This window comes from Enterococcus sp. C76, assembly GCF_040886985.1.
Taxonomy (GTDB): Bacteria; Bacillota; Bacilli; order Lactobacillales; family Enterococcaceae; genus Enterococcus_B; species Enterococcus_B lactis.
Map to the genome: position 1 here is coordinate 111,455 of NZ_JBFOEY010000006.1, position 25,681 is coordinate 137,135.

General features: G+C 39.6%; 21 protein-coding genes and 1 pseudogene. 13 read left to right on the top strand and 9 right to left on the bottom strand.

All coding sequences use genetic code 11. The annotated features are described in order from the left end of the window. Positions 1 to 166: 166 nt before the first annotated feature. Positions 167 to 991 (bottom strand): annotated as a pseudogene (locus AB3I00_RS09380) (SWIM zinc finger domain-containing protein); the annotation flags it as partial. Positions 992 to 1,590: 599 nt separating this feature from the next. On the opposite strand from AB3I00_RS09380, the gene AB3I00_RS09385 reads away from it, so the two are divergent. After that, positions 1,591 to 2,454, top strand: coding sequence for an AraC family transcriptional regulator (locus AB3I00_RS09385; RefSeq protein WP_002315858.1), 864 nt, complete (start codon positions 1,591 to 1,593; stop codon positions 2,452 to 2,454). Between the two features lie 98 nt (positions 2,455 to 2,552). Next, a complete protein-coding gene (locus AB3I00_RS09390) occupies positions 2,553 to 3,035 on the top strand; it encodes a GyrI-like domain-containing protein (protein ID WP_368025109.1) in 483 nt (160 codons plus the stop codon). A gap of 260 nt (positions 3,036 to 3,295) precedes the next feature. On the opposite strand, the gene AB3I00_RS09395 is transcribed toward AB3I00_RS09390, so the two are convergent. Beyond that, positions 3,296 to 3,763, bottom strand: a complete 468-nt coding sequence (locus AB3I00_RS09395) for an Rrf2 family transcriptional regulator (RefSeq protein WP_002314309.1) — start codon at positions 3,761 to 3,763, stop codon at positions 3,296 to 3,298. A gap of 122 nt (positions 3,764 to 3,885) precedes the next feature. Here AB3I00_RS09395 and AB3I00_RS09400 point away from each other — a divergent pair, with 122 nt between their 5' ends. Beyond that, a complete protein-coding gene (locus tag AB3I00_RS09400) occupies positions 3,886 to 4,737 on the top strand; it encodes an SDR family oxidoreductase (RefSeq protein ID WP_368025110.1) in 852 nt (283 codons plus the stop codon). A gap of 335 nt (positions 4,738 to 5,072) precedes the next feature. Here the strand turns inward: AB3I00_RS09400 and nagE are convergent, their stop codons facing one another. Together nagE and AB3I00_RS09410 are read right to left on the bottom strand one after the other, a co-directional pair. After that, on the bottom strand, positions 5,073 to 7,031 hold the full coding sequence (gene nagE, locus AB3I00_RS09405; RefSeq protein ID WP_368025111.1) for an N-acetylglucosamine-specific PTS transporter subunit IIBC: 1,959 nt from the start codon (positions 7,029 to 7,031) through the stop codon (positions 5,073 to 5,075). Next, positions 7,028 to 7,900: a PRD domain-containing protein gene (locus AB3I00_RS09410; protein WP_002310480.1), complete on the bottom strand. Its 873-nt coding sequence runs from the start codon at positions 7,898 to 7,900 to the stop codon at positions 7,028 to 7,030. Before AB3I00_RS09410 ends, nagE begins: the two co-directional genes overlap by 4 nt. Positions 7,901 to 8,253: 353 nt before the next feature. On the opposite strand from AB3I00_RS09410, the gene AB3I00_RS09415 reads away from it, so the two are divergent. Beyond that, complete coding sequence (locus tag AB3I00_RS09415; RefSeq protein WP_002343128.1) at positions 8,254 to 9,522, top strand: glycoside hydrolase family 73 protein; 1,269 nt, start codon at positions 8,254 to 8,256, stop codon at positions 9,520 to 9,522. A 539-nt stretch (positions 9,523 to 10,061) separates the two neighbouring features. On the opposite strand, the gene AB3I00_RS09420 is transcribed toward AB3I00_RS09415, so the two are convergent. Next, positions 10,062 to 13,190, bottom strand: a complete 3,129-nt coding sequence (locus tag AB3I00_RS09420; protein WP_368025112.1) for a glucosaminidase domain-containing protein — start codon at positions 13,188 to 13,190, stop codon at positions 10,062 to 10,064. 148 nt (positions 13,191 to 13,338) lie between these two features. On the opposite strand from AB3I00_RS09420, the gene AB3I00_RS09425 reads away from it, so the two are divergent. The 4 genes from AB3I00_RS09425 to AB3I00_RS09440 all read left to right on the top strand — a co-directional run bounded on the left by AB3I00_RS09425 (position 13,339) and on the right by AB3I00_RS09440 (position 16,741). Then, positions 13,339 to 13,803 (top strand): MarR family winged helix-turn-helix transcriptional regulator, encoded by a 465-nt coding sequence (locus AB3I00_RS09425; RefSeq protein WP_002315865.1) that lies wholly within the window; start codon positions 13,339 to 13,341, stop codon positions 13,801 to 13,803. Further along, the gene (locus AB3I00_RS09430) at positions 13,787 to 14,416 is read left to right on the top strand and encodes a nitroreductase family protein (RefSeq protein ID WP_368025113.1); all 630 of its coding nucleotides are present in this window, start codon (positions 13,787 to 13,789) and stop codon (positions 14,414 to 14,416) included. The genes AB3I00_RS09425 and AB3I00_RS09430 overlap by 17 nt, the downstream gene beginning before the upstream one ends. A 353-nt stretch (positions 14,417 to 14,769) precedes the next feature. After that, positions 14,770 to 16,248, top strand: coding sequence for an ABC-F type ribosomal protection protein Msr(C) (gene msr(C) / locus AB3I00_RS09435; RefSeq protein WP_368025114.1), 1,479 nt, complete (start codon positions 14,770 to 14,772; stop codon positions 16,246 to 16,248). A 46-nt stretch (positions 16,249 to 16,294) separates the two neighbouring features. After that, positions 16,295 to 16,741: a DUF2798 domain-containing protein gene (locus AB3I00_RS09440; RefSeq protein ID WP_002310470.1), complete on the top strand. Its 447-nt coding sequence runs from the start codon at positions 16,295 to 16,297 to the stop codon at positions 16,739 to 16,741. Between the two features lie 200 nt (positions 16,742 to 16,941). Here the strand turns inward: AB3I00_RS09440 and AB3I00_RS09445 are convergent, their stop codons facing one another. After that, positions 16,942 to 17,457 (bottom strand): PadR family transcriptional regulator, encoded by a 516-nt coding sequence (locus tag AB3I00_RS09445; protein WP_002310468.1) that lies wholly within the window; start codon positions 17,455 to 17,457, stop codon positions 16,942 to 16,944. A 116-nt stretch (positions 17,458 to 17,573) separates the two neighbouring features. Here AB3I00_RS09445 and AB3I00_RS09450 point away from each other — a divergent pair, with 116 nt between their 5' ends. Together AB3I00_RS09450 and AB3I00_RS09455 are read left to right on the top strand one after the other, a co-directional pair. After that, positions 17,574 to 18,776, top strand: a complete 1,203-nt coding sequence (locus AB3I00_RS09450; RefSeq protein ID WP_368025115.1) for an MFS transporter — start codon at positions 17,574 to 17,576, stop codon at positions 18,774 to 18,776. Positions 18,777 to 19,270: 494 nt separating this feature from the next. Then, entirely contained in the window at positions 19,271 to 19,597 is a 327-nt protein-coding gene (locus tag AB3I00_RS09455) for a hypothetical protein (RefSeq protein WP_368025116.1), read from the top strand. Positions 19,598 to 19,712: 115 nt separating this feature from the next. Here AB3I00_RS09455 and AB3I00_RS09460 read toward each other — a convergent pair whose 3' ends face one another. The 3 genes from AB3I00_RS09460 to proB form a co-directional block, all read right to left on the bottom strand. After that, on the bottom strand, positions 19,713 to 20,057 hold the full coding sequence (locus AB3I00_RS09460) for a hypothetical protein (protein ID WP_368025117.1): 345 nt from the start codon (positions 20,055 to 20,057) through the stop codon (positions 19,713 to 19,715). A gap of 75 nt (positions 20,058 to 20,132) precedes the next feature. Further along, entirely contained in the window at positions 20,133 to 21,380 is a 1,248-nt protein-coding gene (locus AB3I00_RS09465) for a glutamate-5-semialdehyde dehydrogenase (protein WP_002329828.1), read from the bottom strand. Continuing rightward, complete coding sequence (gene proB, locus AB3I00_RS09470) at positions 21,377 to 22,183, bottom strand: glutamate 5-kinase (RefSeq protein ID WP_002287451.1); 807 nt, start codon at positions 22,181 to 22,183, stop codon at positions 21,377 to 21,379. The genes AB3I00_RS09465 and proB overlap by 4 nt, the downstream gene beginning before the upstream one ends. A gap of 229 nt (positions 22,184 to 22,412) precedes the next feature. Between proB and AB3I00_RS09475 the strand changes: the two genes are divergently transcribed. The 3 genes from AB3I00_RS09475 (at position 22,413) to AB3I00_RS09485 (ending at position 25,564) form a co-directional block, all read left to right on the top strand. After that, positions 22,413 to 22,940, top strand: a complete 528-nt coding sequence (locus AB3I00_RS09475; protein ID WP_002315871.1) for a dUTP diphosphatase — start codon at positions 22,413 to 22,415, stop codon at positions 22,938 to 22,940. A gap of 62 nt (positions 22,941 to 23,002) precedes the next feature. Beyond that, entirely contained in the window at positions 23,003 to 24,373 is a 1,371-nt protein-coding gene (gene radA / locus AB3I00_RS09480) for a DNA repair protein RadA (protein ID WP_002293096.1), read from the top strand. A 33-nt stretch (positions 24,374 to 24,406) separates the two neighbouring features. Then, positions 24,407 to 25,564 (top strand): PIN/TRAM domain-containing protein, encoded by a 1,158-nt coding sequence (locus tag AB3I00_RS09485; protein ID WP_002287448.1) that lies wholly within the window; start codon positions 24,407 to 24,409, stop codon positions 25,562 to 25,564. Positions 25,565 to 25,681 lie beyond the last annotated feature (117 nt).

Below are 25,681 nucleotides of genomic sequence, written 5' to 3' on the forward strand. Positions count from 1 at the left end.
CAGATGCTAATAAACGTTTTTTCAAATTTTCTATTTTACTTGTATCATCCGTATTTTTTAAAGTAGAGCCAGTTGTTTTTTTGAGGGATTCAGACTGCTTGTCTGCGTGTGTTTGTCCTTTTTTGTGGGGCTCGCCTTTTTTTACAGATTCTTTTCGTATTTTGGCTATTTTTTTCTTTTGGCTAGAAAACTCTTTTTCCTGAAATTCTTCTTTCAGGATTTTTATGGAGTAGTTTTTTGAATAAGAGGCGTCAGTGTGATCGACTTGGCAGACGAACCAAGAGAACATTTGCCTTTTTTCTGCACGGGGTGCTTCTGCTAATAATTCTTTCCATAAATAATAACAGTCCTCTATCAGAAGAAGTGATCGTTCGTCCGCAGGCTCCAAATAGCATGTTTCAAGAGTAGCAATCACTTCATTGATCAATTCGAATGCGGGAAGATAGGCATTTTGCTGTATAAGCGACTCAACAGCTTCTTGAATGAACGTTCGCATCTCCATGATGAACTTCGCTGTTTTCCTGTTTTTGTTTTTTCCGATAGGATGATCGTATTTGTGGATGATTGTTGCTAATTTATCTGTGTAGTTTACTGCATGGAGCGGGATCTTCTCTTTGAAGCGTTCGATAAATTGCGGATGTTCTATAAGAATCTCTGTTAAAAGTTCCCGTACAAGAGAGGAACTAGTGGAAGAAACAAGGGAAGAGAGTTCGGAAAGCGAGTAGTTGGATTTTTTTATTGGACGTTCTTCGTAAGCGAATAAGACAGCAGCCATGTGCTTGCAGTTTTTTCCTTCTATGGCATATAGACAATCGCAAGTCATATTCGTCTTTTCATCCCATGTGATCACTACCTTATAATCTTCCGTGCCAGAAACTGTTGCGGTCAAGTGTCTGCTCGTATAGTTCAAATGACTGACAAACCCGTGCAGATGATAGCTATACCCGCGTTCCAAAATGTTTTCAGGAAAAAGCTCAAGCCAATTATTCATATAGTTCTCCTTTCATGAAACATTTGTTTATATTTAGTATAAAGAATCGTCAAAGAAAAAAGTAGCTGATTTTACCATATCTGTGAAGCAACTTTTTCTCGAATTGTCAAAAATTAATTCTGCGTTCCTTTTCTTAGAGAAGGGGAGAAAAAGTAAAAAAATAGCGTATTTTAAAGATGGAACTTTTTGTTTTTTTATTTATCTGGCAAAAATGAAGGAATTTTGTTGGAAATAAATAATGGTTTCAATCAATAAAAGAGGTATGATGTAACGCAAAGAAAGATTCAAGCAGCGTTCGTATCAACAGTCCGAATAGCTACTTGCTTTGTACAGTAGATAGTAAGCGGTTTAACGAAGGGGATAAAAGCTATTTTTCCTGCTTTGTTAACTTAGAATGTGTCTTCCCCAAAATTCATTTTTTCTAAAAGTAAAACATAAGTAGGCAGATACTACCAATTATCCGTTACAAAACGCTGCTTGAGAATTTTCTTTAAATCCATACAAATTTTTCTATACCCGACTAAATTGGTTCCTGATTCATCAAGTAATTGACTTTCTTTGATAATATGATAAAAAGGCAAGCAAGGAGGAAGATAAACATGCTTAAAGATCTGAACCAATTGATTGATTACATCGAAGAACATTTGACAGAAAGTCTTACCTATAAAAAAATAGCCGAAAATACAGGAATCTCTGAATATCAGTTAAAGCGCATCTTTACGTTTATTGCAGGGATGTCTCTGATGGACTATATCAAAAACCGTAGATTGGCTTTGGCTAATCGCGATCTTCTAGGTGGGGAAAAAGTAACAGAAACGGCGTTTAGATATGGATATGAAACAGTCGAGGGTTTTTCAAGAGCTTTTCGTGATTGGTCAGGTTATCTGCCTTCAGAAATCAGCAGATATGGCATACAAAAATCTTTTCCACGCTTGACATTTTTTATTGATGTCAGAGGAGGAAAATCGATGGAATTTCGTATCGAAAAGAAAGAACAGTTTTATGTGGCAGGTGTGGCGAAAAAAGTCCCTGTCCAATTTGAAGGAGTTAATCAAGAAATACAAAAGTTAGCGCAGACGATCACGGAGACTCAAAGGGAAGAGATGCATAAGTTAGGAGATTTATATCCACATCAAGTAATCAACGTTTCTTATGGATTTGATGGAGACCGCTTGGAAGAAAAGGGTAGTTTGATGCACATGATCGGCTTTGCTACGACAAAAGAAAATCCGTACGCTGATTTAGAAATGTTTGCTATAGAAGAACACACTTGGGCCATTTTTCCTAATAAAGGACCATTTCCCCAAACTTTACAAGACACTTGGGGGAAAATCTATGCAGAATGGCTTCCTTCTTCAGATTATGAGTTAGTTGAAGCTCCCGAGATCTCTTTTACAAAATGGGGAGAGGACTTCAGTCATGTTTACAGTGAAATTTGGATTGCAGTGAAAGCAAAAAAATAGTTAAAAAATGAAAGTATCCCTACAAGAAGAGCGTAATCGTGTCATTTCTCTTTAATTTTATGTAAGATGAACTTAACATAATAGAAAGGGTGGGAGAAATGGCAAAGTATAAGATTGAAGAAAAACCAGAGTTTGCAGTGACAGGTATTGGTGTGGAATTGAAAAGTAGCAATACAGATTTTGTCGGTTTGGCAGCAGAGAAGCAAGCCTTTGAGCAAAAAGTCATCAGTGACGGAACAATAGACACCTTGAAACAAGCTGCTGAAAATCATTATTTCTTTACAGTCAACGAACCCTATGACGGGAAAATGATGTACTATGTCGGTGTTCAAACGAGCCAGTATATTCCTAACACTACGAGAATCATCCCATTTCCAAAAGGAACCTATCTCATTGTAAGCGCTTCTGCTGAGTCGTCTGAAGAGTTGAGAAATGATTTGACGAATACGGCCTTTGGACATGTTTTAAGAGAAGTAGAAGATTACGCCTATGTTGGGGGACCGAATGCTGTCGTTGAAATGGGTGTTGCCGATGGGAAATACATTGGAGAAATCTGGATACCGGTAGTCAACAAACCATGATAATATAGAGGTCGTGAAAGTAGCGTTTTGACCTGAGCATTAGAGAGGAAAAATGGAAAATAGCTTTCCATATTGTATTTTTCAGAACTAATGCCGAGGGTCAGCTACTTGAACACCGTTTATCAAGACGTCATGACTTCAGCGCTTTGACCTGAGCATTAGAGAGGAAAAAGAGGCATGACAAGGATTTTGTTCCTGGGAGAATAAAAGAATTTATGTAGACGATTCCGATCAGAAAAATGCAGGCCCAATAGAGAGAATTATAAAAATCTCTCTACGAGGCCTGTGTTTTCTGGTCTTTTTTCTTTTTCCAAAACGGCTATTTTATGTATCAGACTATCAAGTGTAATCTTAGCCATTTCTTCTTCTGCTTTTTTCTGCAGCCGAGCGTAGCTTTCTTCTAAAGCTTCCTGGATATTTGCACCAACGACGCAATTTGGGTTTGTTTTTGGATCGACTTGGATAAGCTGTGTATTACCTTCAATGCTACGATAGACATCTAGTAAAGAAATCTGATCTGGTCTTTTGGCAAGGGAAGGTTGCGGTTTTCCGGTTTTTGTAAGGATCAAGCCGGATTTTTTGAGCTGACTCATGATTTTACGTACATTTGCTGCATTTGTTTCGATACTACTGGCAATCATCTCACTAGAAAGCAATCGGGTATCTTGAAACATTTCAATATAAGCAAGTACATGGATTGCATCACTAAATTGCAGAGAATACTTCATCAATTGTCATCCTTTCATTTTTTTTGCTTGACTTATCTTACCACACTCTTTATGATAAAGGTGTAATTTATAAATGTACAGCTATAAATCTTAACAAATAAAAAGAATAAGGAGTGGGAAAGATGCATTATTTAGTAACAGGAGCAACTGGAGGTTTTGGTGGTTATGCGCTGGAATTCTTAAAAAAGATGGTTCCACAAAATGAAATCTATGCACTAGTACGTAGTGAAGAAAAAGGAGAAGCACTGAAAGAAGCTGGATTTAACATACGTATTGGTGATTATGATGATTTAGATTCAATGAAAGAAGCGTTGAAAGGAATAGATCGATTGCTTTTTGTCTCTGGCGTTCCAGGAAATCGCCAAGCCGAACATGAGAATGTAGTGAAAGCAGCGCAAGCAGCCGGGGTATCTTATATCGCTTATACAAGTTTTGCAGATGCCGATCACTCAATCAGTGTATTAGCGCCAGATCACCAATTCACTGAAAAAACGATTAAGGATTCAGGTATTCCCCATACATTTTTACGGAACAATTGGTATGTAGAGAATGAATTACCTATCATTGGGCAAGCTTTAAAAACTGGTCAATTCGTTTATGCTGCAGGAAATGGAAAAACAGGTTGGGCATTGAAACGGGAATATGCAGAAGCCGCAGCAAAAGTACTAGTAGAGAATGACTCCCCAGAAATCTTAGAATTATCCGGCCATCTAACTGACTATGAAGAATTAGCCAAGGCATTAGAGCGTGCGACAGGTAAAGAGTTAGAAATTATTGAAGCAAGTGATGCAGCGTTTGTCGAAAATCTAAAAGAAGCCGGATTCCCTCAAGAAGCAGCTGACATGTTTTTAGCGATCCAACATGATATCAAAAAGGGTCAGTTAGCTGTTTCTTCTGATGATTTAGAAAAAGTTTTGGAAAAACCATTAATCTCTCTTGAAGCAGCATTGAAAGAAATATTGGATCAGGAATAATGGATGATATAAAGAGGTTGTGAAAAAGCCGCTTAGTTTTGAGTATGAAGAAAAATTTTATGAAAATGGCTTTCCACATTTTTGCATAAATTTGACTTCATGCCGATAAACTGGTTTTTGAACACCGTTTACCAGAGGTTGTAAAAAAGCTGTTCTGCATCAAGTAATAAGAAGAGTCAAATAAAAAATAGCTCTTCATATGTTTCGTTTGGCTGGACTTATTACCGCGGAGTTGGCAGGAGAACGCCGTTTTTATTCAGAAAAAGAAGCTGAGACAAGATTTTTGTCTCAGCTTCTTTTGTTTATCGATAAAAAAGTCTGGGGAAGACGATGGCTCAGGCTTTGTTGGAAACAGAGCCGATTTTATCATTTGCTTTTACATCACGTGCGGGTTTAATTTCTAGGTTTTGGACTTTGTCGCCATTTGTGAATACAACGACCATATCCGTGTTTTTGCCTGCAGATTGAATAGCAGCAAGATCAACTAAAGCAATCAATTGACCTCTTGCGACTTTTTGACCTTCTTCTACATATAAAGTGAATGGTTCGCCTTTTAAGTCAACAGTGTTGATGCCCATATGAAGCAAGACTTCGATACCAGAATCAGTTTGGATACCAACGGCATGTTTCGTTGGGAAAATGTTTGTGATTGTACCAGCGATTGGAGAGAAGATTTCTCCATTTTCTGGTAATACAGCATAGCCGTCACCCATCATTTTTTCTGCGAATACATCATCTGAAACTTCAGTGATTGGAATCAGTTTCCCATTTGCGATAGCGTAAATATCTTGTTCGATCGTTCCACCGGCAAATGTCTCTGTTTTAACCACAGTGTTTGTTTGTGTAGGTCGTGCTGCAGCGCCACCATGCAATTTTGCCATCTCATCTGCAACGAATTGTACTTCTGTACCTACGATGACTTGCGCATTTTTCCCATCAATGATTTTCATTCCAGGTACGCCAGTGGCTTTGATTTTGTTTTGATCGATCAGGCCTGTATCTTTGACTTGCAAACGAAGACGTGTAGTACAGTTGTCGATTGAAGTTACATTGTCAGCTCCGCCTAATGCAGCGTAGATTTTGTTTGCTTGTGCAGCATATTTATTGTCTGAATTAGTCGCTGCAGTATCGTCATCTGAAAGATCTGCTTCCTCGCGGCCAGGAGTCATCAGATGGAATTTTTTGATAGCAAAGTTAAAGCCAAAGTAGTAAATCACTGCTGTTACTAATCCTTGGACAATCAACATCAAAGGCTGATTCGCAATCGGATTTTTCAAAGATAGGAAGTAATCGACAAATCCGGCACTAAAGGCAAATCCTGCTGTCCAATGGAAGAATGCACTCACTGCTAAAGAAATCCCAGTAAAAATGGCATGCAAGACATATAATGGCCAAGCAACGAACATAAATGAGAATTCAAGTGGTTCTGTTACACCAGTAAAGAATGAAGCAAAAGCTGCTGCTAACATCAATGAAGCTGTTTTTGCTTTGTTTTCTGGACGGGCATTTCTGTAAATAGCATATGCTCCTGCTGGAAGCCCGAACATCATGATTGGGAAAAATCCAGCTTGATACATTCCTGTTACGCCTTTTGTTCCTTCAGAAGCCAAGAATTTACCGATATCATTGATTCCAGCTACGTCAAACCAGAACACGGAGTTCATTGCTTGATGCAATCCTGTAGGGATCAGTAAACGGTTGAAGAAGCCATAAAGACCTGCACCAACCCAGCCTAAGCTCAAAATGAATTTAGCAAAAGAAACTAAAGCAGAGTAAACCGGAGGCCATACGAGCAGTAGCACTGCACTGATCAGCAGCATGACGAAGGCAGCCAAGATTGGCACTAAACGCTTGCCGCTAAAGAAAGATAAAGCCATCGGTAATTTTGCTTCGTGGAAACGATTATAAAGAGCTGCCGCAATCAATCCGGCAATAATACCAATAAATACGTTACTGATCTGAGCAAAAGATGGATCAACTGATTCTGGTTTGATATTCAATAAAGTAGCTACTGAATCAGTTTTTAAAACATTTACTGGAACTTCAAATGCAACCAAACCTGCCAAGGCAGCAGCACCTGATTTGTCCACTGACATCCCTAGTGCTAACCCAACAGCAAACAGCAAAGGCAATTGACCTAAAACTGCGTTACCGCCAGCTTGTAAAAAATGAGCGACAATGTCGTTACTATAAGATGCCCACCAGTTTCCGATCCCTACTAGCAAAGCAGCAGCAGGTAAGACCGCAACTGGGAGTTGAAGGGAACGTCCCATTCGTTGTAGATATGCTTTCAATTTTTTTCCTCCTCATGATTGTTAACATTTGTTTGTACGATTGCGCTTCTTAAACGCTCGATATGGATGGCCAAGTAACCCAGTTCTTCTTTCGTGATCGCGAGCTGGTATTCTTTGGTCAGCAACACACGGATTTTTTTAGAAATCTTATAGCTTTCTGGGTATTTTCGTTTGACCATTTCTACGATTTCCGTATCCAAGACAGCATATTGTTGCGCATGGGTTCGTTGTAGAAGCAGTCGTAAATGATTCACCAGTCTTGAATAATTCAGTGAAAATGGTTCTGAATGGATATCTGTTTCCAATTCTGATTCCACTAAATGGATGATATCAGATACAATCGTCACTTCACGGATACTGCGATGGTTATTATTTCGACCGCTTCGTCCGCTGTGGATATGGATTGCGATATATCCTGCTTCGTCATAAGTGTATGGAATCCCAAGCTCTTTTGTCAGATATTCTACTGCCCATTGAGCAATACTGAATTCATCACTGTAAAGCACTTCGATTTCTCTCAAAAGCTTGTTGCGGATGACGATACCGTTATTGATATTCTCCGCAGAAAAAGCAATGTGGTCGGTCAAAGCGATCAACACATGTTCATTCAGTTTCTCCATCAAGACAGTTTCCGCATGATCGATGATTGTTTCTGCTGCAAACAAAAAGCGTTCATCGATCTGATTGAGTAGATTTTGCAATTTGATTTGTCCTTCTGGCTCCATGACGAATATCCGCTCAATATCACGATCAAAGATCAAATCATTTCTTTTTCTGTCAAATCCAATTCCTTTTCCAATAGCTACTTTTTCCTGCCCACCGTCATCTACCAATACTGCATTTTGATTAAAGATCTTTTTGATTTTCATGCGCGCACCCTTTTTGAAGATTTGGTTTTCATGTCTGCTAGACCAGTTGATTGCGGCCAAACAAAAATAGACACGAAAAACCTCCTAGGGAAACCATGTTCCTCAGAGATTTTTCATGCCTAGTATGATCTAGTCACATGAAACGAATTATTGTTAACGTAATCATTTTATATAGACAGTTATGTTTTGTCAATTCTTTTTTTATAATTATAGTAATTTAATAGAATATATGAGGATCATTGAGAGCACAAAATAAAGAAACGTATGTTATTTAATTATGAGCATTGACTTACTTTTACTTTTTTAGTTACACTGTTATTTAGGTAAAGTTTCATATTTAAAGGAGAAAAAGAATGAAAGCAAGAAATTTATTATTTAGCGTTATTCTTTTAGGAAATCTAGCAGTTGCCAACACAACCGTGCTAGCTGAAGAAACGACAGGAACAGTCACAGCTCAGACAACGAGTTCTTCAGAAATAGGAATTGAAAACGATACAGAAAGTACGTTGCAGTCAGCTACTGTCTCCGAAAATACGGTTTCAACTGAAGAATCAACAACAGGGACAACAGAACAACCGCAAACGGAAGAAAGCACATCAGCAGAAGCTCAGAAAAATCCAGAGAATGCGGAAGAAATCACGAACCAATTGACAGATGGACAAACATTGACACATACCCATCAAGCAGATTTGTCTGAATTCGAAAACTATACTGGCTACGCTTTTTCTGCCCGCTCATCTGCTAATTCTCAACAAGCATTCATTGATAGTATTGCATCCACTGCACAAAGCTTGGCAAGTGCCAATGACTTATACGCATCAGTCATGATTGCACAAGCAATCGTTGAAAGCGGCTGGGGGAACAGTGCCTTGGCTTCTGCTCCTAATTACAATCTATTTGGAATCAAAGGAAGCTATAATGGTCAATCTGTTACGATGCCTACTTCGGAATATGTCAATGGACAATGGATTACGGTAAATGCTGCTTTTAGAAAATATCCTTCGTACAAAGAATCATTACAAGATAATGTGACGGTATTGAAGACGACTTCTTTCCAGCCGGGCGTGTATTACTATTCTGGTGCATGGAAAAGCAATACGAACTCTTACAAGGATGCTACAGCTTGGTTGACCGGTCGTTATGCCACTGCGCCTAATTATGGTGCTACACTAAACAATGTAATCGAGACTTACAATCTGACGCAGTATGATACAGCACCAACTTCAACTTCTCCAATGTATCGTTTATATAATCGTCATACAGGAGAGCATTTGTATACATTGAATGCCGGCGAAAAAAATTATCTGCCAACTGTAGGCTGGGAATATGAAGGAATTGCTTGGCAAGCACCAAACAGTGGACAGCCTGTCTACCGTTTATACAATCCTTACAGCGGAGACCATCATTACACAATGGCGCAATCTGAGATCAACTCCTTAACAAAAATCGGTTGGCGCTATGAAGGTCTAAGTTTTTACTCTGGTGGTTCCAAGCCAATCTATCGACTATTCAATCCAAATGAAAAAACTGGTACCCATCACTATACCTTAAGTGCGAAAGAAAGAGATTGGCTAACGCCAATGGGCTGGAGATATGAAGGAATAGGATTTTATGGTTATTAAAAAGAGGTTGTGACAGAAGTGGTCAGCTTCAAGAAATAAGAAGGAATTGACGACAATTGTTTCTCCAATTTTTGTGAGATTTCGGCTTATTCTCGAAGAAGGTACTTCTGGAACACCATGTATCAGAGGTTGTGAAATCAGCGTCCTGACCTGAGTATTAGAGAAACAAACGGAAAAATAGTTCTTCATATTTTGCCGTTTTTTGAGCTAATACCGAGGGTCAGCTGATTGAACACCGTTTACCAAGAGGTTGTGAGCCTGCCGTTTAACTCTGAGTCACAAGAAACAATTTCAAAAAGCAGCTTTTCATGTTTGATGAATATTGTGACTTGTGACCGAGGAGTTGGTAGGAGAACACCGTTTAAGGAAGAGGTTGTGAAAAAGCTGTCCTGCATCAAGTAATAAGAACAGCCAAACAAAAGCAGTTTCTCATGTTTTTCGTTTGGCTGGACTTATTACCGTAGATGCAAGTTTTTGAACACCATTTACTCAAAAGAGGTTGTGACAACATTCTTGTCACAACCTCTTTTTATACCCGTTCAATCAAATTGATCCAGCTTCCAATATTCGATCAGATTATTCAATTTTTGACCGTAATCAGGATCTGTCGCGTATGTTCCTGTTAATGCACGGGTAGCATCTCTGTAAGAACGTGCATTGACTTTCCATGTCCCCGCATATCGGTTTGGGTCCCAAGAAACACCATATCTTAATTTTAAGGCGTTATCTAAGAAGGATTGGTCAGTAGACTGATAGACCCGAAATTTTGAATTGACAGGGACAACGACACCATTGATCACTTCGTTAGATATATGCCAGATATAGCCATACTTTCCTTCATCTTCGCCGTCTTTGAATTTCATCCCAAAGAAGTTATTCGCGTGCTGAGCTAGATAGCTTGTGCCATATCCTGTTTCTAGGATCGCTTGAGCCAACATGACAGAAGTATACAAGCCATGAGCAGGCGCGATACGATTCGCACTTTGGCTGACAGAATTGATGAATCTTCCCTGAGGTGTCTGATCATTCACTTGTCCTAGAATCGTCAGTTGGTTTGGCTGATAGCCGCTTGGCCGCCGGTCGTTTTCAACAATGGTTAGCTGGATACCTTCAACAGGCAAATTCATTCTGACAGAGCCTGCTTTTTGTCCATTTGATGCCCAGCCTAACCAGCCTCTGGAACGAACAAAGGCACGATAATAAATATCATAGTTTTCAGCAAGTTCTCCTGTTAACTGAAAGGAAAAGGCTTGAAGAGAGCGATTTTGTCCAGTCGTTCCTGAGATCGCTCCATTGGATACAGTTCTGGTCCAACCGCTGTCAGCTATGTGTGAATCATATTGGATACCGCCAGTATACCTTGATGTTCCTAAATTTGCGCGAATCGCTTCAAATTGTCTTCCTTGATTTGCGTAGCTGATCGAGTTGTTCAGGCTCGTTTGGCTTACCCAGCCAATATTCGATACATGTCCTTGCAACGTGATTCTAGGTGGAGCTATACGAAAGGCGCGAGTAGTTGCACCAGGTGCGGCTCCTCCTTTCCTTACTAATACAATTTGAATCGCTTCTGCACGGTAAGCATAGCCTTGTGTACCAGCTGATTCACCGTTCTTTGCCCAGTTCATCCAGCCGAATTCTTGTGCATGTACACGATAATAAACGTCATATCGGGTGCTGATTGTGCCAGTCAGATTGATGCGGATCGCCTCAATAGGCAGATTTTGTCCAGTCGTACCAGAAATCGTGCCATTTTGTGCCCAGTTGGTTTCCCAACCTTTGTTAGCGATATGGGATTGATAAGTGATACCGCCACCAATTGTATTTTCAGATAAACGCAGTTGCATTGCTTGAAGACTTAACCGTTGGCCAGTCGTACCAGCTTGAGTAGCAGCATCTGTCTGGCCTAACCATCCTCTGTTAGTTACGTGAGTATTCGCCAATACGGATGGTTCCTTTTCGATATAAGAAATACCGTTGGTAGCAGGGCCGGAACTGTTTTTGTCCAATAATTGGATTTCAATTGCTTCGATTTGATGACCGTATCCAAGTGTTCCGGAAGGATTTTCGTTCATTGTCCAAGGAAGCCAGCCAAAATTTCGTACATGGACTCTATAATAAACATTGTAAGTTGCTGCTAATTGTCCAGTTAATCGAATATTGATTCCTTCAATCTGTTTGACTTGTCCAGTCGTTCCAGAAATAGCGCCGTTAGCTACCCAATTTTGCCATCCTGAACCTTGGACATAAGAGGTGTATTCAATAGCACCAGAGAGGGAGGATGAAAGATGGATACGAAAAGCTTCTACTTGTAAAGATTGACCTGTTGTTCCTGAAAGTTGACCGCTAGAAACATTTGGCAGCCAACCACGATTTTTGACATGTGTACTATAAGTAATAGATGGATGTGCAGTACGCAAGGTAGATTCATCTGTCTGTGGCACTTTGTTTTGCGGCTGGAAAGAAGAATCAGTTGTTTCTTTTGAATCAGATGCTGTACTTTCAGCTGTTCCTATCTGTTCATTTGAGGAATCAGTCTCTGCTGATACTGGATCCGCTGGTTGGAATTCTTTCTGTGAGACAAAAACGATTGAAGAATCCTTTGCTGTCAGCACATAAAACACTTGATCGCTGATTTGGACTGCTCTTTGTACGTAATAACTTTCTGAATGTGAAATGGGTCCCTCTGATTGTTCTAACCAAGCTTGATCAAGTGACAGAGAGGCAACGGCTGATTCAGAAAGCTGACCTTGTGATGCTTCAACTGGAACTGTTTTTGGCTCATGAGCAGTTACAGAGTTTGCTGCTACCCATCCTTCATAGTTTGCTGTTTGGATATGTACCCAAGTTGTTTGATCCGATAACGCTACTTTATCCGTGATGAGGGCTGGTCCAGATATTTTTTGATGTTCTTCTTGGCGATAGAAGGTAGGATAAATATCTGTTTCATTCAGAGTCGTATAGGTTTCTGTCATACTTATATGTGTTTGAATGATAGGACCAGCTGCAACTTCTGAGTAATACGCACGTACGGAAGAAAGAAAATGCTCCTTGTCTAGAGTAATCGAATCGTCAAACATCAAGAAATCTGCTGATTTTTCCAAGGGTAAAGAATAGGTTTTGATTTTTTTTGCTACATAATAGGCCAGATAATTGGTGACTTGTTCTGTTGGCTCTGTTGGTATGACTAGTTGGATCGTTCCTTTATCCACCCATTGTCCATCGGGTAGCTGGACATCAGTAGAGACGATCTCATACACACCTTGCGTATCAATGTAGCTATGAGCAGATTGCTGCTGAATGAACGATTCCTTTGTTTGTTTTGAAGCTGAAAGGTGGATTTTATCAGGTTTCATTTGTTCAAATCTACCATTTGCTCCTTGCAAAGAGGGATTTCCAGAGATTTTTGGCGGTGTAAAATTTTCTACTGCAGAAGAGCTGTCTTCTAGATTTTGATAGGAATTCTCTCCAGATAGGCTTGATTGGGATGGTGCGCTTTCATCTTCTGATAGGGTAGATGTTTCTGTTGTTTGAACATTTGCCAAAACGGTATCAGCAAATACGAGACTATTAGGTAACAATGTCGCATTCACTAAGAGAAATACTGCGGCTACTATTCTTTTTCTCACATCATTATCCTCTCTTTCTTTTTTATTGTTCCTTCTTTTCATTCTACAAGAGATTTCTTTTATTTACACTCATTTCTATTGAAAGCCTTTGTTTTTTAATTTCACAGCTGATTCTTTGACTTTTTTCTTTTTTTATTCTATTATTGACAAGTCAATCGTTGACTAGTCAATTATTAGAGAGGAGGAAATTATGTCTTTAGAAGAGATTAGCCACCTTTTATATCAAATCAAATTAGCCGATCAAAAAATCGTCCAGATCTTTGAGGAAAATATCGGTATAAGTCTTACTAGATACGAGATCATGATGAGACTGAAAGAAGAAAATCCATTGCTGCAAAGCAGTTTGCAAGAAAAGTTGCAGATTGATCAAGGAGCAGTTACTCGTCATCTGAAGGTTTTAGAAGCAAACGGCTATGTTTCGCGTCAGAGAAATCCTCAGAACAATCGGGAAGTGTACGTAGCACTGACAGAAAAAGCCCAGCAGAAAATCGAGCATTGTGAAATGGACCATAAAGATACAGGTTCCGTGCTGTCCCCAGCTTTCAGCGATGCAGAAATGAAACAATTCCTAACACTTTTAGATAAATTGAATACCCAACTTTGCAATATAACAACAGAAACGAAAGAGGTTAATAATAATGGAACAAAAAAATGATTTTTCAACAATTATGACTGGTAGAAGATCCGTTCGCGTATATGATGAAACATACAAAATCCCACACGAAGAAATGCTGGAAATGATCAAAGAAGCGACGACTGCTCCTTCTTCTGTGAATATGCAACCATGGCGCTTTGTGGTCGCTGAAAGCGAGGAAGCAAAAGAAATCTTGCGTCCTTTGATCCGTTTCAATACGAGACAAAATGATACTTCTTCTGCAATGGTCATAATTTTTGGCGATATGCAATGTTACGAATATGGCGAAGAAATCTATAACCAAGCTTACGAATCAGGGAAGATGCCAAAAGAAGTCAGAGATCAACAATTAGCTGCGATCATTCCTTATTACAAGAGTTTTTCAAGAGAAGAAATGAACGATGTAGTCAAAGTCGATTCTAGCTTAGCGGCTATGCAATTCATGTTAGTTGCACGTGATCATGGCTATGAAACAAATCCAATTGGTGGATTCGAAGCAGATCAGTTGGCAGAGGCATTTGGTTTGGATAAAGACCGCTATGTTCCAGTTATTATTTTATCAATAGGAAAAGCGGTAGAAGAAGGTTATGAGTCTGTTCGTTTAGCACCAGAAAAGATCACTACGTTCAAATAAAAGGTTTTCAGTTACTATTCAGTAGCTATTGCTTTTTTTGAATCGTGTGTGGTAACCTAATAAAAAAGGAGGTCGGAAAAATGACTGCATCGATGAAATTACGTTTTGAACTTTTGAATAACAACTAAATAAATTCAAAAGACATGTATAAACAACAATTTCATGGGTGGAGTATGTCCATTTTTTCGAACGACAGTAGAATAGGTGAAAGCTATGACAGATTTGATGATTTAGTCATAGTTATTTCGTTCAGAGTAGGAAAAGATGTTATGCAGTTTTTTTGCAAACAGATTTTTCTGCTCTTTTTTAGTATCGATAATTGTTGTTTTACATGAAATAGGAGTGTAAAACATATGGAAAATTTAGCAATAAATATAACAAACCTGCAAGTTCGTTTTGGTAACCAGTTAGAATTATCTATTGATTCTCTTCGTGTCTATCAGCAAGATCGGATAGGAATCATAGGAGAAAATGGAGTCGGTAAATCAACGTTGCTGAAACTGATAGCCGGAGAACTTATCCCCAATCAAGGGAAAATCCAAACAGAGATCACTTTCAACTATCTGCCTCAATTAACCTATCTTGCTGAAACAAAGGATCTGAATTTGGAATTAGCCAGTCATTTCCAGTTAAAACTGGAAGAAACTTCGGAACGGAAATGGAGTGGAGGGGAAGAACGAAAGATCGAGTTGATACGTCTTCTTTCTTCTTATGAACAAGGGATGCTTCTAGACGAGCCGACGACCCATCTAGATAGAAAAAGTGTGGATCGACTGATTGAAGAGCTTCGTTATTATTATGGCACGCTGATTTTTGTTAGTCATGACCGCTATTTTCTAGATGAGCTGGCAACGAAAATCTGGGAAGTAAAAGACGGAGAAATCCGAGAGTTTTCGGGGAATTATAGTGCCTATCTCACTCAAAAGGAATTGGAGAAAAAGACTCAGCTACGAGAAGCAGAGTCGATCATGAAAGAGAAAAAACGATTGGAAAAATCGATCCAAGAAAAGAAAAAACAAGCGGAAAAGTTGGAAAAAGTGTCTAGTAAAAAGAAAAAGCAACAAATCAGACCGGATCGGTTGTCTTCCTCTAAACAAAAAGACAGTGTACAAAAAGCCATCCAAAAGAATGCGAAAACATTAGAGAGAAGACTCCAAAAAATAGGAGAAACAACTAAGCCGCAACAGATGAAACAAATCCGTTTTCCAGTACCAAAATCTCTTGCACTCCACAATCGTTATCCAATCATGGGACAAAATATCCAATTGGAAAGAAACGGAAGAATATTACTGATAAATAGCGATTTTCAATTTTCTTTAGGTAAAAAAATCGCGATTGTCGGCGAAAATGGTTCAGGTAAGACAACCTTATTGGAACATATCCGCAAACAAGGAGAAGGAATCCTTCTCTCTCCGAAAGTAAGCTTTCAAGTCTATCAGCAAAAGGATTATCAAATGACATCTGAAGAATCCGTCATTCGTTTTGTCATGAGACAAACAGAGTTTTCGGAATCGCTTGTCCGTAGTTTGCTGAATCACTTAGGGTTTGCTCAGGAAACTTTGATGAAACCGTTGTGTACGTTAAGTGGGGGAGAAGCGACCCGTTTGACGATTGCTTTGCTTTTTACTAAGCCAAGTAATGTATTGCTGTTAGATGAACCGACTAATTTCATTGATATGGCAACGATCGAAGCTTTAGAGCAGCTGATGCAAGTATATCCGGGAACGATTTTGTTTACTTCTCATGATTCCTACTTTGTCGAGCGTACGGCTGATGAAGTTTATGAAATAAAAGGGCAGAAAATAAAAAAAGTACTTACGAGAAATTTTTAAATGTGCTACGATGATTTTCGTGACAAATTTAAAGGAGTGGTACAGATTGCCTACAAATAAAAAAGAAGGAATAATTTTTACAACAATGATGTGTTTTTTGATGGTCTTGGGGATGAGCGCGTATAATTTATGGCTGCATCAAGATCTTCATTTATCAAGTTTGTTGATTGGTCTAGTGCCTGGATTCGTGGTGGCTTTCATTTTGGATGTCTTCATCATCGGTGTGCTGGCGAAAAAAATTGCCTTTAAACTACCAGTAAATCCAGAAAGCAAGATCCAAATGATCTTAACTATTTCCTGCTTGATGGTTTTAGGAATGGTCACATGTATGTCTTTGTTTGGTGTGATCATGGAACAAGGAATACCTGATCAATTATTCTCTGCTTATATGAATGCTTGGAAAATGAATGTGATTGCCGCTTTACCGTTGCAGTTGATCATCGTTGGCCCACTTTCAAGAAGTGTGTTGAAAGCCATTCAAAGCAATGAATGATGGAACACTGTTTATTTGAAAAAAAGGTTGTGACCTGCTTTTTGTCACAGTCCCTTCAATGCAGTTCTAGAAAGAAAAACGATCCGAACGATAGGTTTTTGCCTGTCTTTCGGATCGTTTTTCTTTTTCAGCTGTATCGTTCTTTTAGTGAAGAGGATTCGTTGCTTAATAGATAAATCTAGAAAGATTCTGTTTATCCATTACTCAAAAAACGGCTGCATTTGTTCTCTTACTTGCTGACACCATTGGAGTTCCTGCTGACAAAGCATGATTCGGCGCTGGATCACAACATAACGCCCAAATTCTTGTCTCTTGTCTAGCGAGAGGTCATTCAATTTTTTTTGATTTTTTTGCATGATTTTGTTCAGCTGTTGTTCTCTAGTGAATAGCAGTCCAGTAGCTGTTGTTTTGTCGAGTGTTGAAAAAGCATAGATTTTTGCTAAAAATTCATCTTTTTGCGTAGGAGCTGGGGTCTCCTCTTTGATCCATTCCTCTACAAGGGCACGTCCTTCATCAGTTAAGTGGTAGATCTTTTTTTGAGAGTGCTCGTCTTTGTCCAAAACGGTCACATAACCCTGCTGATCTAACTTGGCAAGCGTCGTATAAATCTGACTGTGATGAGCTTCCCAAAAAATCGTGATCAGCTGCTTCAATTCATACCCAGAACGCGGTTTGGATAAAAGCACGCATAATAATATATAGGCTAAAGTATTCATAAAAATCCTACCTCTCGTCTTATTTTCTTTATTATATCACAGTAAAATTTCCATGTTTTACATGTGCATATTGACATGTAAAATAAATCATGTATGATGCTAATAGAGAGAAAGGGATGGAAATATTGGAGAATCAAATAGATATACAAAAACAAACAAATGAAGAAACAAAGGGAAAAAGTTCGGCGCTAGTTGTAGCAGCTACCTGTATAATCGCTTTTATGGGAGTGGGCCTAGTAGACCCGATCTTAAAAACGATTGCTGCACAGTTAAACGCTACGCCAGCTGAAACAACCCTGTTATTTACTAGTTACATGCTAGTCACTGGTGTAGTGATGCTATTTACAGGTTTCCTATCTAGTCGGATTGGCTTGAAAAAAACATTGATGACCGGATTGTTTATCATCGTTGTATTCGCTGGTCTTGGTGGATTATCTGGCAATATCGGTATGTTGATTGGGTTACGTGCTGGCTGGGGAGTCGGGAATGCTTTATTTGTCTCTACTGCTTTAGCAACGATCGTCAGTATTTTAGTCGGTAACACAGAAAAAGCAATCATGATGTATGAAGCAGCTCTTGGCTGCGGAATGGCTGTTGGCCCGCTAGTCGGTGGGGTCTTGGGCAGCGGTTCATGGCGTTATCCATTTTTTGGGGTAGCCTTTTTGATGTTTTGCGGTTTTATAGCCCTAGCGGTACTTTTACCTGAAACTGAGAAACCAAAGAGAAAAGTAGGCCTTTGGGAAGGTGTCAAAGCGTTAAGCAATCATAAACTTCGTTCAGTTGGACTGATCGCATTGTTATATAATTTCGGATTCTTTACTTTACTTGCGTATGCGCCATTTTTATTGATTGGCTATTCTGAATTAGAAGTCGGTTTTGTATTTTTTGGCTGGGGTGTGCTTCTGGCTATTGCTTCGATTTTCGTTGCACCGGCTCTTGAGCGGAAGTTTACGACTTATCGGACGATTTTAGCTGCATTTGTCTTATTCATTATTTGTTTGCTGTTATTAGGAGCTGGAACTTCTATGCCAGTCCTTGTACCGATCAGCATTGTGTTAGCAGGATTTTTCCAAGGAATCATCAATACATTGTTGACGACGATTGCTATGGAAATACCCGGTCTGCAACGAAACGTTGCTTCTTCCAGCTATAGTTTTGTCCGCTTTTTCGGTGGAGCTTTAGCACCATTTATTGCAGGTGTGATCGGCGAACATATTGGTGAAAGCTATGCGTTTTATTTTGCAGGTGCCATTGTTCTTATCAGTGTATGTTGTATCATTTATCACCGTAATTATTTTGCTACAAATGAAGAAGAATAAGAAATCAGAGGTTCTGAAAAAGCTGTCCTGCATCAAGTAATAAGAACAGCCAAACAAAAATAGCTCCTCATATTTTTCGTTTGGTTGGACTTATTACCGCAGATGCAAGCTTTTGAACACTGTTTAAGGAAGAGATTGTGAAATCAGCGCTTTGACCTGAGTATTAGAGAAGCAACGGAAAAATAGTTCTTCATATTTTGCCATTTGTTGAGCGAATACCGAAGGACAGCTGATTGAACACCGTTTAAGGAAGAGGTTGTGAAAAAGTCGTTTAGTTTCAAGTATTAAGAAAAATTTTGTGAAAATGGCTTTCTACATTTTTGCATAAATTTGGCTTAATACCGAGAAACTGGCTTTTGAACACCGTTTATTCGGAAAAAGGGAATGTGACACGATTTTTGTCACATTCCCTTTTTTTCTCAAAATAATGAAACTGGAAAATTTTCAGTAGGTAAGCTAAAATTCATTTAAGAAAAAGAATGGGGGGATAATAGATGCTGGAAGAATATTTTCAGGAAGTCGGGTTGACACTCGTTGAATTACCCATTGAATTTTCAGATGATCGGTTGATTTATCGTGGCTATATCAAAGAATTGCCAATGATCAACGCGGAAGGTGAAACTAGAAAAGCGATGCAGCAAAAAATAGCTGGTATGTATCAGGTGTATCGGGAACAGGTATTGGCAGAATCAGCGGAAGAAGAAAAAGAAAAAACGATGAACTTGTCCATGGATGAGCTGCTTCGTTATTATGATGGCGAAACATTTGACGGATTTTCACTTCTTAACGAAGAGGAAACAGATTTACCAGGCAGCTGGTAGGAGAACACTGTTTATATGGAAAAGGGGATGTGACAAAATCTTTGTCACATCCCCTAAAAAGTTCGGCAGTTTTTTTCCGATGTTCAAGGCACCCTACTTATCGTACGGATATTTTTTAGCGGAAAGTCCGATTCAAGTGGTTTTTATTCAGCTGATATTTATAAGATAAGTGAAAGATCCCAGCAATCAGCAACGTAATCGTATAGGCAATTGAATGATCGAAAAAAGAATAGTAATTGACTCCAGCTAACAGGCATAATGCAACCATGTAGCTGATGTGTAAGCGAGCAACCAAACCTTTTGGCCCAATTTTGTCAAAATACTGCGTCCATTTTTCCCGTTGACTCCCTATGCTTCGTTTTTTGAACTGAAAAAAAAGGGATAAAATACCGACTCCTAGAAAAGCAGCGATATTCAGAGAAATAAGGTAAATAAAAAAAATCATTAAAATTTCAAACATATTGACACCTTTCTAATTGGATAGAACCTTTACAGTAAAAAGGCAAAAGGCGTGAATAATGTTTCACACGAAACATTATTCGCGGATTTGTCCATCGCCATAAATGATATATTTTGTGGAAGTTAATTCATTTAACCCCATTGGACCACGGGCATGTAGCTTTTGAGTGGAGATGCCGATCTCTGCACCAAAACCAAATACCGATCCGTCTGTAAAACGAGTGGAGGCATTGACATAGACAGCCGCCGCGTCCACTTCATTCAAGAAACGCTGACTAGCCGAATAGCTATCTGTCACGATTGTTTCTGAATGCTTGGTGTTATGTCGGTTGATATGCGCAATTGCTTCACTTAAAGAATCGACTACTTTGACGGCAAGGATATAATCTAGATATTCAGTATCCCAATCTGCCTCTTCTGCTAAAGCAGCTGTCTCTAGATATTCTAACGCACGAGCATCCGCACGTAAAGAGACGCCGTGTTCTACCAGTTCTTTTTCAATGGCTGGTAAGAAAAAGGGTGCGATCTCAGAATGGATCAGTAATGTTTCTGCCGCGTTGCAGACAGAAGGACGGGAAGCTTTTGCATTGACGATGATTTTCACTGCCATAGACAACTGTGCTTCTTTATCGATGTATACGTGATTATTTCCTGTACCTGTTTCAATGATAGGTACCGTTGCCTGTTCTTTGACTCGTTGGATCAATTTTGCTCCGCCTCGAGGGATCAGCACATCTAAGTATTCTGTCAATCGCATCAACTGTCCTGCAGTTTCGTGAGAAGTATCATCGACAAACTGGATGGCATAAGGAGATTCGCCAGCACTGACCAGTACTTGCTGCAATAGTTGGACCAGTAATTGGTTCGAGAAGAATGCTTCTTTGCCACCGCGAAGGATAACGGCATTCCCTGATTTGAACGCTAGACTGGCTGCATCAGTCGTGACATTTGGACGAGATTCGTAAATGATACCGATCACGCCGAGGGGCACGCGCTTTTTGCCGATTCTCAATCCGTCGGTGTTCGTCCACATCTCATCTACTTTTCCAATAGGATCGTCTAACGAAGCAATCTTTTCGATCTCTGCAGCCATGGCATTGATTCGCTCAGGTGTCAGCTGCAAGCGGTCTTGCATCGTTTCACTGATATTGTTTTCGACTGCTTTTTCTAAGTCTTTCTGATTTGCTTCGATGATCGCCTGTTGATTCTTTTTGATGGTTTTCGCCATCTGAACAAGTAGCTCATTTTTACGGTTTGTAGGCATAAGTGCTAGTTGTTGCGCACTATCTTTTGCCTGTTGCCCTAATTGCATCAAATCAGTCATTTCAAGTCCTCCTTAAATAAAGTACCTACTTCTTTTCCTGCAAGAATATCAAAAATGATTGCCGGATTTTTCCCATTTGCTAAAATCATTGCACTGTTTGCTTCAAATATCCTGGAAGCTGCTTTTAATTTACTTTGCATACCGCCTGTTCCAAAGGTGCTGCCTGCACCACCTGCTTGTGCCAGAATCTTTTCATCGATTTTATCGATATAGCGATACATCTGAGCCTCGGGATTTGTAGTCGGATTATCTGAATAAAAACCGTCGATATCAGAAAGAACGATCAAAAGGTCTGCCGCGACAAGTTTTGCCATGATTGCTGACAGCTGATCATTATCGCCAAATTTGGTCAGATGATCTAATTCATCTACTGCGACAGTATCGTTTTCGTTCACGATAGGAATCGTATCCATGATCAAAAGCTGTTCCAATGTATTCCTCACATTTTTACGACTTTCAGGGTAATCTACCACGTCTCTTGTCACGAGGATTTGTGCTGTCTGCTGATTATATACACTGAATCTTTGATTATAGATATTCATCAATTCGGCTTGACCAACAGCCGCCGCAGCTTGCTGTTCAGGGATCAAAGTCGGACGTTCTGACAAATGTAATTTATGCATACCGACGCCTACAGCCCCTGATGAGACTAGGATCACTTCCTTTCCACGATTTCTAAGATCGGAAAGGACAAAAGCTAACTGATCAATCGCTGCAAGATTGATGTTTCCATTGGGATAGATCAATGTACTTGTTCCTACTTTGACAATAATTCGTTTTGCATTTTTTATTTCTTTACGCATGTGACACCTCAATCAAATATCCACTCATTAATTTCGTTCTATTCTACTTGTTTTGACGAGTAAAGTCATGTAAAAAATAGTTTTTTTGTACAACTTGCAGTTGTTCGGTAAAAGAACGCGTTAATGGTTGACTTTAGGATAGCAGAATTTCTTGAAGAATTTGTAAAGAGAGTCTTTTATAGCCTCGAATATGTTAGAATAGGAGTAGTTTATTTAGGGAGGAAAACCGGTGAGAAAAAGAGGATTTGAAGTTATTTCTAAATATAAAGAGCAAAATATCAATCTACCGCAGCGCGCTACACATCATGCTGCTGGCTATGATTTTGAAGCAGCAGAAGAGGTCGTGATTCCAAGTATCTGGAAAGCAGGCTGGAAAAAAGGATTGGAAACCGTCGCAGATACATTGAAAAAAGACGTATCAGAAAATGAAAAACAGTTGAAACCGATCCTCGTACCTACTGGGATCAAAGCCTACATGGGAGAAGATGAATTTTTGCAGCTTGCTAACCGTTCAAGCAATCCGTTGAAGCGGTTTTTAGTGTTGACGAACGGCGTGGGTGTGATTGACAGCGATTATTACAATAATGAGGCAAATGAAGGCCATATCATGTTCCAATTCACCAACTTTGGTTTCAAGGATGTAGTGATCAAAAAAGGTGAGCGTATCGGTCAAGGGATCTTCTTGCCATTTTTAAAAGCAGATCAAGATCAAACGACTGCTCAACGTCAAGGCGGATTTGGTTCTTCCAGTAAATAAAACGATAAAGAAATTTAAGCTTGATTTAATGTCTCATGGTTAGAATAAAAGGAGGCGGTACAATGGCAAAAAAATCAAAAGTACAATTTGTTTGCCAAAATTGCGGGTATGTGTCGCCTAAGTTCTTGGGACGCTGCCCAAATTGCGGAAAATGGAATACGATGGTCGAAGAAATCGAACAAGATACAACAGACCGCAGAACGCGAACCAGTTTGACAGGAGAAAAAGCGAAACCAACAAAAATCGCAGACGTCGTCCCTAAAAAAGAACCTCGGGTCAAAACGAAATTAGAAGAACTGAACCGTGTGCTAGGTGGAGGTGTGGTACCGGGATCCATGGTCTTGATCGGTGGAGATCCAGGTATTGGTAAATCCACTTTGCTATTACAAGTTTCTCAGCAATTAGCAGCCATAGGCGGGAAAGTCTTGTATGTATCCGGCGAAGAAAGCGCAGAACAGATAAAATTACGCGCGGAGCGCCTCGGAAGTATCAACACAGAATTTTATCTATACGCTGAAACAGATATGAATGAAATCAGTCGTGCCATCGAACATATCTCCCCTGATTATGTTATTATTGATTCCATCCAAACGATGACGCAGCCAGACATCACAAGTGTGGCAGGAAGCGTCAGCCAAGTAAGAGAAACCACTGCAGAATTACTCAAAATCGCTAAAACAAATGGGATTGCCATCTTTATCGTCGGTCATGTTACGAAAGAAGGTTCGATCGCCGGTCCAAGAATGTTAGAGCATATGGTGGATACAGTGTTATATTTTGAAGGTGAACAACATCATAGTTTCCGAATTTTACGAGCGGTAAAAAACCGATTTGGCTCAACGAACGAGATTGGGATTTTTGAAATGCATGAGCATGGATTGGAAGAAGTCGCTAACCCTTCACAGATTTTCTTAGAAGAACGCCTAGACGGTGCGACTGGCTCTGCTATCGTTGTAGCAATGGAAGGAACACGTCCAATTTTGGTAGAGATCCAAGCATTAGTCACACCTACTATGTTCGGAAATGCTAAGCGAACAACAACAGGTCTTGATTTCAATCGTGTATCTCTGATCATGGCAGTGCTGGAAAAAAGAGCTGGACTACTTCTTCAGAATCAAGATGCTTACTTAAAAGCTGCAGGTGGGGTAAAATTAAATGAACCAGCGATTGATTTAGCTATCGCTGTCAGTATTGCTTCAAGCTACAAAGAAAAAGGAACACAGCCGACGGAATGTTTCATCGGTGAAATCGGACTGACTGGAGAAATCAGACGTGTCAGTCATATTGAACAACGGGTCAAAGAAGTCCAAAAACTCGGCTTCACAAAAGTTTACCTGCCTAAAAACAACTTAGGCAACTGGGAAGCGCCAAAAGGAATCGAGATCGTTGGAGTAGCAACTTTGGCTGAAACGTTGAAGCGTGTGTTCCGCTAAATAATAAATGATTGTCGAAACGGAGGAAAAACGATGCAAAAACGTGTCATTACGTTGCTGATGATCATTGTCGGCGCAAGCTTGGGTATTTCATTTTTACCCTCAGCTTGGCAGGCAATCGGTCAACAGTCAAATGGGTGGCTGAATAATACATTTACCAACAGCTTGTTAGGCGCACTTATTTTCTTTTTATTATCTTTGCTGTTGGCCAAACATATCTCAGCTATTATCAAACAAGTAGAACAAAAACTAAGCGAGGTCAGTTTGACTTATCTTCTCTTCGGTGCGATCGGTGCGATCATCGGATTGACTTTAGGCGTTGTGATCTCAACCCCTCTTTACAATATGGAAATTCCATTCGTCAATAGTGTATTGCCGATTTTACTGATGATCATCTTAGGTTATTTGGGATTGAGAATGGGAACGACACGAATCGAAGAATGGAAGAAAGTCTTTGGTTCACGAAGTAAAAAAATCGAGCAAGAAACAGCTAGCCAAGTGGAGAGCCAACTGTTAGAACGAAAATCAGGAGAAAATTTCCATAAATACAAAATCTTGGATACAAGCGTGATCATTGATGGTCGGATTTATGATATTACAAAGACTGGATTCTTAGAAGGAACCTTGATGATCCCTAATTTTGTTCTTTACGAACTACAATACATCGCGGACTCAGGGGATAGTTTGAAACGTGTGCGTGGTCGTCGCGGATTAGATATCTTGAATGCTTTGCAAAAAGAAGAAGGTATATCTGTCGAAATGTACGATGGAGACTTTGAAGATATCAGCGAAGTAGACAGCAAATTGATCAAATTAGCCAAACTTTTAGACGGTGTCATCGTAACCAATGACTATAACTTGAATAAAGTCTCTGAATTCCAAAATGTACCTGTTCTTAATATCAATGCGTTGGCAAATGCCGTGAAACCAGTCGTCATTCCTGGCGAAACGATGAATGTTCTAGTAGTAAAAGCCGGAACAGAACGCCAGCAAGGGGTAGCCTATCTTGATGACGGCACGATGGTTGTCGTAGAAGATGGACAGCATTACATGAATGAACGTATCGAAGTCGTTGTGACAAGCGCCCTTCAAACAGCTGCTGGACGCATGATCTTTGCTAAACCTGCCCATGCAGGACGTGGGATCGACAATAAAAAAGAGACAGAGAAAAAGACAAAACAATCAAAATAAAAAAGAAATTCAGCCAACTGGTAAGGAAATTCAACCAGTTGGCTTTACTATTTACCTTAGAAAAGGTAAAATTTGTGCTGAGTGGCTTTAAATAAATGATATTTGAGAAGCCGTAAC

Coding starts and splice junctions, on each gene's coding strand:
- AB3I00_RS09430 (WP_368025113.1), top strand. CDS start 13,787: ATGGAACAAAAAAATGATTTTTCAACAATTATGACTGGTAGAAGATCC.
- AB3I00_RS09420 (WP_368025112.1), bottom strand. CDS start 13,190: ATGAAAAGAAGGAACAATAAAAAAGAAAGAGAGGATAATGATGTGAGA.
- AB3I00_RS09410 (WP_002310480.1), bottom strand. CDS start 7,900: ATGAAAATCAAAAAGATCTTTAATCAAAATGCAGTATTGGTAGATGAC.
- AB3I00_RS09390 (WP_368025109.1), top strand. CDS start 2,553: ATGGCAAAGTATAAGATTGAAGAAAAACCAGAGTTTGCAGTGACAGGT.
- AB3I00_RS09460 (WP_368025117.1), bottom strand. CDS start 20,057: ATGTTTGAAATTTTAATGATTTTTTTTATTTACCTTATTTCTCTGAAT.
- AB3I00_RS09400 (WP_368025110.1), top strand. CDS start 3,886: ATGCATTATTTAGTAACAGGAGCAACTGGAGGTTTTGGTGGTTATGCG.
- radA (WP_002293096.1), top strand. CDS start 23,003: ATGGCAAAAAAATCAAAAGTACAATTTGTTTGCCAAAATTGCGGGTAT.
- AB3I00_RS09425 (WP_002315865.1), top strand. CDS start 13,339: ATGTCTTTAGAAGAGATTAGCCACCTTTTATATCAAATCAAATTAGCC.
- AB3I00_RS09395 (WP_002314309.1), bottom strand. CDS start 3,763: ATGAAGTATTCTCTGCAATTTAGTGATGCAATCCATGTACTTGCTTAT.
- AB3I00_RS09415 (WP_002343128.1), top strand. CDS start 8,254: ATGAAAGCAAGAAATTTATTATTTAGCGTTATTCTTTTAGGAAATCTA.
- AB3I00_RS09465 (WP_002329828.1), bottom strand. CDS start 21,380: ATGACTGATTTGATGCAATTAGGGCAACAGGCAAAAGATAGTGCGCAA.
- proB (WP_002287451.1), bottom strand. CDS start 22,183: ATGCGTAAAGAAATAAAAAATGCAAAACGAATTATTGTCAAAGTAGGA.
- AB3I00_RS09450 (WP_368025115.1), top strand. CDS start 17,574: ATGGAAATATTGGAGAATCAAATAGATATACAAAAACAAACAAATGAA.
- AB3I00_RS09485 (WP_002287448.1), top strand. CDS start 24,407: ATGCAAAAACGTGTCATTACGTTGCTGATGATCATTGTCGGCGCAAGC.
- AB3I00_RS09445 (WP_002310468.1), bottom strand. CDS start 17,457: ATGAATACTTTAGCCTATATATTATTATGCGTGCTTTTATCCAAACCG.
- AB3I00_RS09385 (WP_002315858.1), top strand. CDS start 1,591: ATGCTTAAAGATCTGAACCAATTGATTGATTACATCGAAGAACATTTG.
- AB3I00_RS09455 (WP_368025116.1), top strand. CDS start 19,271: ATGCTGGAAGAATATTTTCAGGAAGTCGGGTTGACACTCGTTGAATTA.